General features: G+C 28.8%; 10 protein-coding genes and 2 pseudogenes. 7 read left to right on the top strand and 5 right to left on the bottom strand.

The features are described from left to right. Positions 1–105 precede the first annotated feature (105 nt). Positions 106–3,054 carry a DEAD/DEAH box helicase gene (locus tag KTC94_RS07620; protein ID WP_220319928.1) on the top strand — a complete coding sequence of 983 codons (2,949 nt, stop codon included), beginning with the start codon at positions 106–108 and terminating at the stop codon, positions 3,052–3,054. Between the two features lie 54 nt (positions 3,055–3,108). Next, complete coding sequence (locus KTC94_RS07615) at positions 3,109–3,522, top strand: hypothetical protein (RefSeq protein ID WP_220319929.1); 414 nt, start codon at positions 3,109–3,111, stop codon at positions 3,520–3,522. Positions 3,523–3,609: 87 nt separating this feature from the next. Here the strand turns inward: KTC94_RS07615 and KTC94_RS07610 are convergent. Continuing rightward, positions 3,610–3,924: pseudogene (locus KTC94_RS07610) on the bottom strand (tyrosine-type recombinase/integrase); the annotation flags it as partial. A 62-nt stretch (positions 3,925–3,986) separates the two neighbouring features. On the opposite strand from KTC94_RS07610, the gene KTC94_RS07605 reads away from it, so the two are divergent. Next, positions 3,987–4,469, top strand: a complete 483-nt coding sequence (locus KTC94_RS07605) for a DnaB-like helicase C-terminal domain-containing protein (RefSeq protein ID WP_220319930.1) — start codon at positions 3,987–3,989, stop codon at positions 4,467–4,469. A gap of 230 nt (positions 4,470–4,699) precedes the next feature. On the opposite strand, the gene KTC94_RS07600 is transcribed toward KTC94_RS07605, so the two are convergent. The 4 genes and pseudogenes from KTC94_RS07600 to KTC94_RS07585 all read right to left on the bottom strand — a co-directional run bounded on the left by KTC94_RS07600 (position 4,700) and on the right by KTC94_RS07585 (position 10,015). Further along, positions 4,700–5,986: a hypothetical protein gene (locus KTC94_RS07600; protein ID WP_220319931.1), complete on the bottom strand. Its 1,287-nt coding sequence runs from the start codon at positions 5,984–5,986 to the stop codon at positions 4,700–4,702. A gap of 62 nt (positions 5,987–6,048) precedes the next feature. Next, positions 6,049–7,557: a HAMP domain-containing sensor histidine kinase gene (locus KTC94_RS07595; RefSeq protein WP_220319932.1), complete on the bottom strand. Its 1,509-nt coding sequence runs from the start codon at positions 7,555–7,557 to the stop codon at positions 6,049–6,051. A gap of 18 nt (positions 7,558–7,575) precedes the next feature. Beyond that, positions 7,576–8,262, bottom strand: a complete 687-nt coding sequence (locus KTC94_RS07590) for a response regulator transcription factor (RefSeq protein WP_220319933.1) — start codon at positions 8,260–8,262, stop codon at positions 7,576–7,578. Between the two features lie 819 nt (positions 8,263–9,081). After that, a pseudogene (locus KTC94_RS07585) lies at positions 9,082–10,015 on the bottom strand (magnesium transporter CorA family protein). Positions 10,016–10,249: 234 nt separating this feature from the next. Between KTC94_RS07585 and KTC94_RS07580 the strand changes: the two are divergent. From KTC94_RS07580 to KTC94_RS07565, 4 genes are all read left to right on the top strand, one after another. Further along, complete coding sequence (locus KTC94_RS07580; RefSeq protein ID WP_165411501.1) at positions 10,250–10,798, top strand: manganese efflux pump; 549 nt, start codon at positions 10,250–10,252, stop codon at positions 10,796–10,798. 17 nt (positions 10,799–10,815) lie between these two features. Next, positions 10,816–12,276, top strand: coding sequence for an aminoacyl-histidine dipeptidase (locus tag KTC94_RS07575; RefSeq protein WP_220319934.1), 1,461 nt, complete (start codon positions 10,816–10,818; stop codon positions 12,274–12,276). A 204-nt stretch (positions 12,277–12,480) separates the two neighbouring features. Then, positions 12,481–12,888 carry a Fur family transcriptional regulator gene (locus KTC94_RS07570; RefSeq protein WP_216302741.1) on the top strand — a complete coding sequence of 136 codons (408 nt, stop codon included), beginning with the start codon at positions 12,481–12,483 and terminating at the stop codon, positions 12,886–12,888. A gap of 15 nt (positions 12,889–12,903) precedes the next feature. Continuing rightward, positions 12,904–13,302, top strand: a complete 399-nt coding sequence (locus tag KTC94_RS07565) for a DUF6762 family protein (protein WP_216302742.1) — start codon at positions 12,904–12,906, stop codon at positions 13,300–13,302. Positions 13,303–13,315 lie beyond the last annotated feature (13 nt).

Below are 13,315 nucleotides of genomic sequence, written 5' to 3'. Positions count from 1 at the left end.
TTTTATATATTTATGAATCAAAAGAAATATTATTCTTCGAGGTACCTCAAAATTTTCTCGAAAAATATGACAATAAGTGATATAAACAATTAGTGAGGAGCATTTATGAAATTAAAAGAGCTTGAGAATATAGTATTTAAATCATCTTCAGAGCTTATGAGAAGTGAGGGAGAAAATGCGTTTAATAGTGGATTAGTTATTAAGATTAAAGGCAAGAAAATAGAAAATATATATCATATTTATGGTCGCGTCAAGAGTGATACTCAATGGAGTGAGTTAAACACGCATATTAAAATAGATTTATTAAAGAAAAAATTGGATGGTATAAAATGTACTTGTGAGGATTTCAAAACAGCATCTAATGTGGGATATTTATTTATGTGTAGCCATTTAACGGCTACAGCATATAGTTTTTTTAGCATAACTGCAAAAAAAAATTATGAGAAAAATGAAAAAACGGAAAAGTTAAAAGAAGATAATTCAAATAATCAGGGAAGCGAAAGTATTATAAAGTTAGTTCGTAAGGTTTCAAAAGGCCCAACTTATTATGAAGCGCAATATGCAATAGGTAAGGAAAAAATAAAGATAGAGCCTAAGGACTTGAGAACTTTTTTAACTGGGACTAACCATAAGAAAATTAAGCTAAACTATGATAGTTTTGAGTTTGAAGCTCCAATAGTGCTAAAAGATTTACCACTAAACTTTACATTAAAGATTAGAAACGAATATTTTGTTTTAACAACTCATAGGCAGTTCCCAGTATCATTAAATGATAAAAATGATGTGTATTTATTTAATTGGAAACTTTATATACCATCAAAAGATCAAGTTCTAAAATATGTTGCGTTATGTGAAAAGTTAAAAAAAAATGGTGAAATTCTATACCCCGGCGGAATAGAAAACTATAACAAAATTATCTCATTTTTAAGTAGTATTTCAAATAATATTAATATTAGTGAAGAGATAAAAGATTTTGCAGCAAATTTCATAAAACCTGAGTTTTACATATATGAGATAGGCAGTGATATTTATTGTGATATAGAAGTGATTTACGGTAATGATAAAATAAATATATTAAAGAAAGATAAAAGTAAAAATATAATTACACGTAATTATAAAAAAGAAGACAAAATACTTATGGAACTAGAAAAGTATAGGTTTATAAAAAGAAATGAGAAGCTACTTTTTATAGGCTCAGATGAGCAATTATTTGACATATTAAGTAAGAACGAGAAGAATCTACATTCTCTTGGCAATGTTACATTTGGAAAAGGGATTAAAGACAGGAAAATATATGATTTCACGGCTATTGAAGCAGAAATTAAAGAAAAGGATGGCTACTATGATTTTTCCTACGGTATACATGATATCGAAAATAAAGAATTAAATAGTGTACTCTCTTCATTTAAGCAAAAAAGAAGGTTTTATAAAACTAATAATAATAACTTTTTAGATTTTAAAGATGCGGGAGTTAAAAATTTCTTTGATTTAATAGAAGTGTTTAATATTAATAAAAAAATAGAAAATGGATTAATGCATATGGATAAAGGTAAGGCATTATATTTAAATGAAAAGATGAAAAACAAGGGTATTCAGTTTGTAAAAGGTACTGAAGTGTTAAATGATATAGAAAACGCTTTATTGGATATAAATAATATGGATATAAGGGTGCCAATGAACTTAAAAGCCACACTTCGTGAATATCAAATAGATGGTTTTAAATGGCTTAAAAGTCTAAGTCGGTTAGGATTTGGAGGGATATTAGCCGATGAAATGGGACTTGGTAAAACAATTCAAACAATAGCTCTTCTATTATCAGAAGAGAATAAAAAATCTATTATTATTAGTCCAACTTCCCTTATTTATAATTGGAAGGCTGAACTAGAAAAATTTTCACCTAGTCTAAATGTAGCTATTGTACATGGCGAAAAAAGCCGGCGACTTAAATTGATTCATAGTTTAGAGGAGTATGATATAATACTAACAACCTATGGAACTTTAAGAACAGATATAGGGTTATATGAGGATATTAGTTTTGATTATTGTATTATAGATGAAGCCCAAAATATAAAAAATCATTTAGCACAAAATACAAAGGTTATTAAAGAAGTTAAAGCTAAGGTAAGATTCGCATTAACAGGCACTCCTATTGAAAATAATTTAATAGAACTTTGGTCTATTTTCGATTTTATAATGCCCGATTATTTATACTCTAAAGAAATTTTTGAATCAAAATTTATAATTAATAAAGAAGGTGATTTAGAAGAACTTAAATTGCTAATTAAGCCTTTTCTCCTAAGGAGAACAAAAAAAGAAGTATTGAAAGAACTACCAGATAAAATAGAAAAGAAGTTTATAGTTGAGATGACATCAGTTCAAAAGGCTGTATATAAATCTTATACTAAAGTTGTCAGGGATAAAATGAAAAATAATAACGGTGATGATAAAATAGAGATTTTTTCTTGTTTAACTAAGTTGCGACAAATTTGTTTAGATCCTTCACTTGTAATAGATGAATACAAAGGTGGAAGTGGAAAGCTGAAAATTGCAACTGAGCTTATAGAAAAGCATATGGAAACATACGGAAAAGTGTTATTATTTTCTCAATTTACGGCAGTACTTAAAAATATAGGAGAGAATTTAAATGAAAAGGGAATTCGGTACCTTTATTTAGATGGAAAAACAAAAGCAAAGGATAGAATTAAACTGGTAGATGAATTTAATAACAGTTGTGAATCATTAGTTTTTTTAATCTCGCTAAAGGCAGGGGGAACAGGTCTTAACTTAACCTCTGCAAATTTAGTTATTCATTTTGACCCTTGGTGGAATCCAGCAGTAGAGAATCAAGCAACAGATAGGGCTCATAGAATTGGTCAAAAAAATGTAGTAGAAGTGATTAAGTTAGTTACTAAGGGGACTATAGAAGAAAAGATCATTCTACTCCAAGAAAACAAAAAACATTTAATAGACAGTGTAATTACAGGGGAACTTACAAGTAGTGATATTCTAGGCAAACTTACAAAGAAAGAACTTCTGGAAATTTTTAGATTTTAGGGTTTAGAGTGAGGGTGCCACGCGCTAAAGATAGCACCAAAAGGAGATATAAAAATGTACGTAGAGTTTAATAATAAAATTGTAGATAGCAAGGATATAAAAGATATAATTGAAAAAAATACAGAATTTAAAGTAGTTAAAGACATGAGTAAAGGTTCAAAGAGAAATGATATATTAGCTTTTAATTTAAGTGTAGAAATAAATACATTAAATGACCTAATGGAAGGTGAATTTAATTTAAATGAATTAACAGAAGATGAATTATTCGATGAATACTTATCACTGGCAGAAGAAATTGCAATGGACATTGAAGAATACGTTCCTGACGGTGCTATTATGGACATTAAGTCTTATAAATGGGATAAATCAGATGATGGGATAAAGTTAGTTATAATTATAGCATCAGAGGATACTACAGAATTAAAATTAAAGGATATTATGAGGAAACTTATAACTCAAGTGGAGTAAAATTGCAGACTAACGTTGAAATAACTAGGGTTTACAAGTAACCAATCTTTTGATTTGGTCTATATGCCACCCCTTTGCCACCCTTAATTATTTTTGGGTGGCAAATATATTTTCAAGAATATTTACAGTATCATTTTTCATTTTTAAGGTTACATGAGAATAAGTATCCATAGTGGTGCCTATTTTGCTATGTCCAAGTCTTTCTTGAATATCTTTTGGAACAGTGCCACCTTCTAAAAGAATGGTGGCATGAGTATGTCTTAAAGAATGAAAATTATATTTAATTCCTAACTCATAATTAACTACACGAGATATATATATTAAACTATTATTTGAGACAAGTCCACCATTTTCTTGAGTACATACAAAATCATTTTTAGTATAAAATTCACCATAATATAAAAACAGTTAAGAACTTAAGTATTAAACGAGAACTAATAAAGGCGTGTCAAGATGATCTAAACATGGTGTATGGAGAAAATATAGACATAAGAGACGTAATTGCTACCTTAGAAACTAAGATGTTTAGCGCAAGCGATATGTACGAAGAAAAAACAGTAAACTTAGAAGAACTAATGACTCAATCAATAGATTTAATTGATAATGGATATAAAAATGGGGGACAACTACTAGGAACGACTACAGGATATAAGCCTCTTGATAATGCTATAAATGGTTTTGTAAAAGGAGATTTACGTATTATAGCTGTAAGGCCTAGTATGGGCAAAACTGCACTGAGTATGGAAATGTTAAACAAACTACCTCCTGGGAAAAAAGGCTTAATATTTGAAATTGAAATGCCTAAAGGTAAATTAGGAATAAGAATGTTAGCACCCAGGACATGCATAAACCAACAAGATTTAAGCAAAGGATTAATAAAAGATACTGACTTTAGTGTGATCCAAAAGGAAGCTGAAAAAATGGCATTTAAAAATATAGTCTCATAACTTAACTTAGTGGTCAAGTATTAATACTATGATTCTGAGATAAGATTTGATACAGTTTTGATGCCCTTTTATTAAAATTCACTTAAAACCAAATAAGTCTCAAAAACGAACGTTTTTGAGACTTGTTTATATATTTCAAATAATTTAACTAACTCATTTTGAGAGAATCAACAAAAGCATTATCATTTAATGCAGTCTTTGATAACCATTCTAAATAGGATTACTTTTTTCTATTTTAAATATATGCTATGAATACTTCCATTTTCAGCAAAAATCCTACTATCTAAATTTAAAATTTTAGATTCAAAAATTGTAACTTTATTGCTATCATTATTCCAAAATACTCCATTAGGGTTAAGTATATTAAAATAATTTATATCTTTAAGCAATAAAATCTTATTAACTATTTCGTTTCCATTAAACTTTGCTGCATATATACTCCATACTCCTTTATAATCTTCACCACTATATGTTGCATAAACAATTTTGTTTTCATCCGGCGAAATCCAAAATGGTACAATATGGCTTCCTATTGATTGTGCGAATTTATTTGTTTTTTTACTATTTACATCATAAATAAATAAGCCATCTTCCCCATTTATGTTTCCTTCAAAAACTATTTTTTGTCCTTCATTAATAACAGCAAAACCATAGTTAACTATACGGTTTTTTTGTGTCTTTGCTTCAGCAGATGGTAAAACCATCACAGGTTGCACTTTCCCATCATCTGTAGTTATCTTATAAATGCCTTCTGTTATAATTGTTTTTTCATTGTTTTTTGTTTTAGCAGTCCCTACAAAGTAAACATCTTTTCCATTATTACTATAAACACCTGCTAATTGATTTATTCTCTGATTACCCTCTTTAAATTCTTTCAATTTGTCATTCTCCACGTCATATACAACTATTGATGGGCTTTTAGCAAATGTTAATCCTACTATATATTTACTATTTATAGACCATTGTCCCAGCATATTGCCTTTCACATTAATTTTCTTCTTGGAATTGCTTTTTATATCAACTATATAATAACAGCTTTCATCATTTTCCTTTGTGTTATACATATACTTTGTTTTATCGGGAGAAATTGTAGCACCATCTTCTAAATTGGAAGGTGACTTTTCAAAAGTAGATAAGTTAAGTTTATAGGTGCCTCCTCTAACCTCCTTAATAAATTTAAGTTCTTCTTCTTCATTTGTATTTTCATTATCAATCTTTTCAAATTTCTCCTCTATATCCTTTCTACTGAGGCCTATTTGAACAATAGCTTGGTTATCTCCTACCAGGCCTATCATATTATTAAGTCCTTCTATTCTATCTGTTTTTTCACTCTTTACTACTTGAAGTGGTTTATATTCATCTGGGGCGATTGCCTTTATTTTGTTATAAGGCAGCACTACAGAATTATTACTTGCCATTAAGGGCTTGGAGTATGAATATACTACACTCACTGCCCCTAACACTAATATCCCTACAACTACAGCCCCTACTTTCCAATTCTTATTTCCTTGTCCCATAATTTCTTCCTCCTAAATTTAAATTTTATAAGTTAATTATAAACAAAAGTTGTGACATTGAGTTAACACGATGTTACAATGTTGTAAACTTTTAGAGGAATTACTATATGTACTTCAGTGCCTTTTCTCTCTTCACTAATTATTTTTATACTTCCATTATGTTTATCTATAATTTTTTTTACTATAGATAGTCCTAATCCAGAACTTCCTGCTTCTCTTGAAGTTTGTTTATTCACCCTATAAAAAGGTTCAAATATCATTTCTAACTTATTAGAAGGTATTCCTTGTCCTTTATCTTTAATAATTATATTACAGTTACCATTTTCCTTGGATAACTTCACATTTATAGTAGAGTTAACATTGCCATACTTAATAGAATTATCTATTATATTTATAATTACCCTTCTAATCTCGTTTGGATTACCTAATACAATAACCTCTTTATCTATAACTTTTTCTATATGTATCTCATATTTATTTGCTCTTATTTTCATATCATTACATGCTGCACCTAAAATTTGTGATACGTTAACTTCTTCTTCTATATTTGAGATCATGTTTGATTCAACCTTTGAGATTTCCAATAGTTCAATTACCATGCTATGCATTCTTTCACTTTCATCATTTATCTTGTTCATACTTTTTCTAGCGAATTCTTTGTCCTTAAAGTCTTGCTTAAGAAGTATTTGACAATATCCAGATATTATAGTCAAAGGAGTTTTCATTTCATGAGTTATATTATCAAAAAAAACTTTCCTATGGCCTGCAATCTTTCTTAAATCATCTCTATCATTTTCTATAGTTTCTATTTGATTTTTTATCTTGTTTTTCATTTTATTAAAATTTAAGGATAGTTCCTCTATCTCATCCTTAGAATTAATATTTATATCCTCTTCAAAATTGCCTTTTGAAACCTCTTTTGTAAACTTGCTCAATTTCAATATTGGTATAGTTATTTTTGTAGCTAACAATACTACAAATAAGAAAATCACTCCGAAAACTAATAATACAAAGGTATTGGTTAGCTTTAACAAATTTTTACTAGAACTAAATATTTCTGAATAATCCATAACAGATCTAACAATTCCTATACTTTTTTTGTTGTTTATAATAGGACATGAAAAAACAACTAAATATTTATCTTTAACGGGTACTATTGTAAATGCAGACTTGTTATTAATAGATAGTTTTAAATCTTCATCACTATAATTATTTTTATTATCACTATCTTCATAATTTAGTACTTTTCCATTTGCATTTGCAGAATCAACTAAAAATTTTCCTTCGTATGAGTAAATCATTATTCTATTTCCAACCTTTATAGACAAATCTGAAGCTATACCATTGCTAGAATTATTAAAATTATTAGAATACATATCCTTATTTTTCAATTCAAAATACTGTCTTAAATATGTGTTCAAATCCTTTTCAAAGGTTACTAATTCCTTACTTATTATCTCTTCATTGTTTTCTACAATAAGCTTATTCATGAAAAAGCTCATTGTGTTATACCCTATATAAAATATAACTAAAAAACCAATGATAAATTTACGCTTTATAGACATTTTCATGAAAAAAATATCCCCTTCCTACATAATTTTATACCCTACTCCAAATACAGTTTTTATAACAGAGTTATTTTTATCACTAGATAATTTTTTTCTTAACCTTTGAATATGAACATCTACAGTTCTGCTTTCACCTTCAAAATCAAACCCCCATATAGTTTCTAAAAGTTTATCGCGTGAAAATACTTTTCCCCTATTCTCTGCAAGTTTATATAGCAATTCATACTCTTTTGCTGTAAGATTCACTAATTTATCTCCCTTAAATACTTCATAATTATCTTTAAATATTGTTATGTTTTTTTCTAATTTTATAATATTTTCTTTATCCTTAATGTTTTTAAATTGTTCTATCCTTCTTATACTAACTTTTGCTCTTGCAACTACTTCTCTTATGTCAAAAGGCTTGGTAATATAATCGTCTGCTCCAAGTTCTAAGCCTACTACTTTGTCCATAATATCATTTTTTGCCGTAAGCATTATTATAGGGATTTTATATTCTACCGATACTTTCTTACATATTTCAAAACCACTTATATCAGGTAACATTAAATCCAGTATAATTAGTTCTATATATTGATTTTTTAAGATTTTTAATCCTTCTATACCCGTTGCAGCTTCAAAAACTTTAAACCCTTCTTCTTTAAATGAATATGTCAAAATTTCGCTTATACATTCATCGTCCTCAATTATAAGTATATTATTATTCATAGCATGGCCCCCTTACTTCAATAAGTATACAATACAGTTGTTACAAATTTATAACATATATCTCAAAATATCGAGCCAAATACTGTACAAAGTTCAATAACAAATTTGTATATTAAAATAAATGCTGAATTGAGAGTTGTATAAAGGGCAAATCGGTAGTCAATATATAGTTATTGATAGAAACAAAAGTAGTATATTAATTTTGCCCCTTATAGGTTGAATTAAATAGGTATTACTTAAACTTAGTTAAAAAGCAAAATGGCTAGGTATAAAGGATTGACGATATTTTAAACTTAATAAGAACTGCTTCTTTCGAATCTGAAGGTCGAAGGTTGTACAGGTCAAAATTGGAACCGTTAAATGTGTAATGAATATTCTATTGAATACCAGCTAAAGGAACATAATTGAACAATAGAGAAATGTTTATGGTGTGATTAGAAAATATAAGGGTTATAAAAAGGGTAGCAAATTTATCGTATGCCACCCTTTTGCCACCGCTCTATAAAAGATAATTAGATACAATTACTTAATATTTAATCAAAAATAATATTTTACACCTCATAGATGGCTTAATATCAATGATTATATGGTTGTTTATAATATATATAGATAAGTTGAAATACAAGGTGTAAATATATAACTCAAGTGGAGTAGTAACAAATAAACTAATGAAACAAAGTAAAGAGTAAATAAGACGATATGATTCTTATTTGTTATAAAAGCCTCATACTATAAATCTAGTATGAGGCTTTATCCTATTAAAGATTATTTTTTTATTATTATAATGTAGCTACTCAAGCTATATTACATTTCAATTGTTTAAAACATGTCCTTCTTATTCAAGAAATATATAACAAATATTACGATAAGTCCAATTAATGCAACCACATACCAAAAACCCACAGCATTAGCGGAAAACGGTATTCCAGATAGGTTCATTCCAAATAGCCCAGATATCATATTAGGTATAGCCATAACTATAGTAATAGCAGCAAGAAATTTCATTACTATATTAAGTTTATTTGATATAACAGAGGCATAGGCATCCATAGTACCATTTAAAATATTACTGTAAATAGTACACATCTCTATAGCCTGTCTATTTTCAATAATGACATCATCTAATACGTCTTTATCTTCTTCGTATTTTTGAAGAATGTCTAATTTAAGCATTTTCTCTAAGGTAATTTCATTTCCCTTTAAGGAAGTGGAAAAATACACAAGAGATTTTTCGAGTGCCAATAATTGAATAAGTTCTTTATTTCTTAAGGTCTTGTGAAGTTGTTTTTCTACTATGTAGCTTTTTTTATCAATTTGTCTTAAGTATATTAGATAATAGTTGGCAATTCTATATAAGATTTGTAGCATAAACCTTGAACGCTTAAAGGTATAAAAGGAGCTGATTTTCCCTTCGGCGAAATCTGACAATACTTTACTGTTTATCAAACAAACTGTAATTATTACTTTGTCAGTATGAATCATAGCTATAGGGTAAGTGTCATAGGTAAAGAGTTATCATCCATAGCTGTAAAGGGAATATCCAATATAATTAATGTACAATCTTCTATGTCAATACGGGAGGTTTCTTTTTCATCCAAAGCAGCCCTTAAAAAATCCATAGGAACATTAGTGTTTTTGAAATTAATATTAATTCTTCATCTGATGGATCAATCATGTTAATCCAACAACCTGGCTCTATATTTTCTAGCTTTGCTAGCTGGTTGTTTTCTACACTACTATATATTGAAATCATTGCAACACCTCCTAGTGTAATTCCCTTTATATTATAGTCTATAAAAGGCAGGATAGACAACTCATAATTATTTTAACCATAGCAATTCGAATACTAAACCACAGTTGACAAGGAAGCTCGAATAATTGATAATAGTATATGTAAAGTTTTTCACATAAATTTAAAAAAATGGAATAATAATAAAGAAAACAGACTAAATATATTGTGGAGTATTATTGGGGGGCGTAAAAATTCATGGATATGTACCCATTATTTACAATTGCTTTAGCATTATCTTTAGATGCTTTTGGAGTAGCTTTATGTATAGGATTAAACAATCAAACTAGATTTATAAATAAGGTAGGTTTTACAATTTCTTTTGGACTATTTCAATTTTTATTATCATATATAGGAGCTTATGCAGGCTTCCTTTTCAATACATATGTAGCTTCAATGCCTACCATAATTGGTGGTATGATTATATCTTTCGTTGGAGTGATTATGATTAAGGAAGGCTTTGAAAATCAAGGGAAGTGTCCACTGCTTAAACCTAAAATGTATTTTGTTTTAGGGATATCCGTAAGTATAGATGCAATGGTGGTAGGATTTACGGTATTAAATAATATAACAAATGCTATATTATTAAAAAATACACTATTCATTGGGGGAATAACTCTAGTAATGTCAATAATGGCCTTTGTAATTTCTAGATACCTAAAAAAAATAGAAATTGTAGGAAAATATGCAGACTACATTGGAGGAATAATCTTAATAATTTTCGGTCTAAAAATGATGTTTTTTTGAAAGGGAGGATGATATAAATGTTAAACAAATTAAAGGATTTAAATTCATTTAAGGCATTTAAATATTTTAAAGAGATGAACGAGATCCCAAGAGGTTCCGGCAATGAGAAAGCTGTAAGTGATTGGTTAGTAACCTTTGCAAAAGAACATAATTTGAAAGTTATCCAAGACACCGCATTAAACATTATAATTAAAAAGCCTGGTACAGAAGGTCGAGCTAATGCTCCAAAGGTAATACTTCAAGGTCATATGGACATGGTCTGTGAAAAAAACATAGGGATAAAGCATGATTTTTTAAGAGACCCTATTGAGTTTATTGTAGAGGATGATTTTTTAAGGGCAAATGGGACTACACTAGGCGCGGACGATGGAATCGCAGTAGCATTAAGTCTTGCAGTACTTGCGTCTAATGATATACCGCATCCACCAATAGAGTTATTAGTAACTACAGAGGAAGAAACGGGTATGGGCGGAGCTCAGGCAATAGATCCTAAGAATTTAGATGGAAGAATATTAATAAATATAGATTCAGAAGAAGAAGGAAAACTTTTAGTAAGTTGTGCAGGGGGAGTGCGTGAAAAAATAAGGCTTCCAATAATTTGGGAAGAAGCAGATAAAAACTTTATAAGCTGTGAAATAAGACTAAGAGGATTAAGAGGCGGCCATTCTGGAATGGAAATAAACAAAGAAAGAGGAAACGCTAACAAAATTATGGGACGTTTTTTAATGGATTTAAGATCAGTTATAGATTTTAAAATAAACTCTATAAATGGAGGAGCTAAAAATAACGCAATTCCTCGTGATGCTGATGCTATTATATTGTTTAGAGAAAATGATAAAAAAATAGTTAATGAAAAAATATCACAGTGGAATTCTACATTGAAAAATGAATTAAATACTATTGATCCAGATGTTGATTTAACTATTAAAATATTGGAAAATAAAGTAAATAAGATTTTTTCAGATGACACCGCTACAAAAGCACTTCAAATACTTTTCTTAATTCCAAATGGAGTTAAAAGTATGAGTATGGCGATTGATGGATTAGTGCAAAGTTCAGCAAATATAGGGATTCTTACGACGAGTGATGAAAATATAGTATTTGACTCTGCAATAAGAAGTTCTGTAAAGACTTTAAAGAAAGCAATATGCGATGAAACTATAGTGCTTGCAGAAATGGCAGGAGCAACTATTGAATTTGAATCTGAATATCCAGAGTGGCAATACAATCCAGATTCTAAAATAAGGAGTATACTAGAGAAAGCATATACTGATTTATATGGTAAAATGCCTGAAATAGCAGCTATTCATGCAGGCCTCGAGTGCGGATTATTTAGTGAAAAGTTTGAAGGAGATATTGATCAAATATCTTTTGGACCAAATATGTATGATGTACACACACCGAGTGAACACCTAAGTATTTCATCAACAGAGAGGACATGGGATTACTTAGTAGCAATATTAAAAGAAATAAAATGATCAGGTACATGAAATAGATAAAGCTACTTTAGTAAATAAAGCTACTTTAGTAGATAAGGCTACTTTAGTAGATAAAGCTATTTTAATGGCTTATAAAAAGGCTCCTACTTTTGTAGAAGCCTTTTTATAAGCATTGCTTGTATTCATGACCATATTGAGGTATATTATAATTGTTATAATAATGTAGTAAGGTGATGTATATAGATGAATATAATTTCATATTTAAAAGAGAATAATATTAAAGTAACTAATGCAAGAAAAAGCATATTAGAAATTATAATTTGCAGTAAAGATGCTATAAATGCAAACCTAATATATGCTCTACTTAAAAAAGAGAATATAAAAATAGATTTGTCCACGGTATATAGAACCCTAGATTTGCTAGAGGGTAAAAAGATTTTAAATAAGTTTGATTTGGGGAATAATATGTATAATTACACTATAAATAACAATTCCCACAACCATGTAATTGAGTGCGATTTATGTCATAAGAAAATGGTCATAGATTGTCCAATACCCCAAATAGAAGAACAAATAAAAGCAAAGACAGGAATAACTCTTACAGAAAGCCATGTTTATTTAAAAGGCATATGTAAAGAATGTAAAAAATAAGAGAGGATGAGATTTATGCAATTTTCTTCATTGGTATTAATGGAAGTAGATAAAGAAACTAATCAATTTGTTAAAGAGCTTGGAAGTTATGAAACTTCTGAAGGGGCAGAATTTGTTACAAAATTAAATTATTCTGGAGAACTGATCAACTTGACGTTTGATACTCATGATGATGTGGAAGAGTGGCAATTTACAGCAATTTATGATTGCTTTAATGAAGAAATTTTTAGGTCTAAAGGTTATTCTATTGAAGCAGTAGATGATGAGTATAACCCAACTTGGTTAGTTAAGTTCAAATATTCTGACGAGCATATGATTGTTAGGGAAGATTTAATCAAAATTTGTGAATTAATAAAGCAAGAACTTAAAGAAGTTTTTATTAAAATTAAAGAAAAAGAAGAAGAGTACAAATAGAGATTGTATACGT

This window comes from Clostridium sp. CM028, assembly GCF_030585565.1.
GTDB classification, from domain to species: Bacteria; Bacillota; Clostridia; order Clostridiales; family Clostridiaceae; genus Clostridium_AD; species Clostridium_AD estertheticum_B.
The sequence above is the reverse complement of the archived record's forward strand: the minus strand, read 5'-3'. Positions and strand labels throughout refer to the sequence as shown.

Coding starts and splice junctions, on each gene's coding strand:
- KTC94_RS07620 (WP_220319928.1), top strand. CDS start 106: ATGAAATTAAAAGAGCTTGAGAATATAGTATTTAAATCATCTTCAGAG.
- KTC94_RS07615 (WP_220319929.1), top strand. CDS start 3,109: ATGTACGTAGAGTTTAATAATAAAATTGTAGATAGCAAGGATATAAAA.
- KTC94_RS07605 (WP_220319930.1), top strand. CDS start 3,987: ATGGTGTATGGAGAAAATATAGACATAAGAGACGTAATTGCTACCTTA.
- KTC94_RS07600 (WP_220319931.1), bottom strand. CDS start 5,986: ATGGGACAAGGAAATAAGAATTGGAAAGTAGGGGCTGTAGTTGTAGGG.
- KTC94_RS07595 (WP_220319932.1), bottom strand. CDS start 7,557: ATGAAAATGTCTATAAAGCGTAAATTTATCATTGGTTTTTTAGTTATA.
- KTC94_RS07590 (WP_220319933.1), bottom strand. CDS start 8,262: ATGAATAATAATATACTTATAATTGAGGACGATGAATGTATAAGCGAA.
- KTC94_RS07580 (WP_165411501.1), top strand. CDS start 10,250: ATGGATATGTACCCATTATTTACAATTGCTTTAGCATTATCTTTAGAT.
- KTC94_RS07575 (WP_220319934.1), top strand. CDS start 10,816: ATGTTAAACAAATTAAAGGATTTAAATTCATTTAAGGCATTTAAATAT.
- KTC94_RS07570 (WP_216302741.1), top strand. CDS start 12,481: ATGAATATAATTTCATATTTAAAAGAGAATAATATTAAAGTAACTAAT.
- KTC94_RS07565 (WP_216302742.1), top strand. CDS start 12,904: ATGCAATTTTCTTCATTGGTATTAATGGAAGTAGATAAAGAAACTAAT.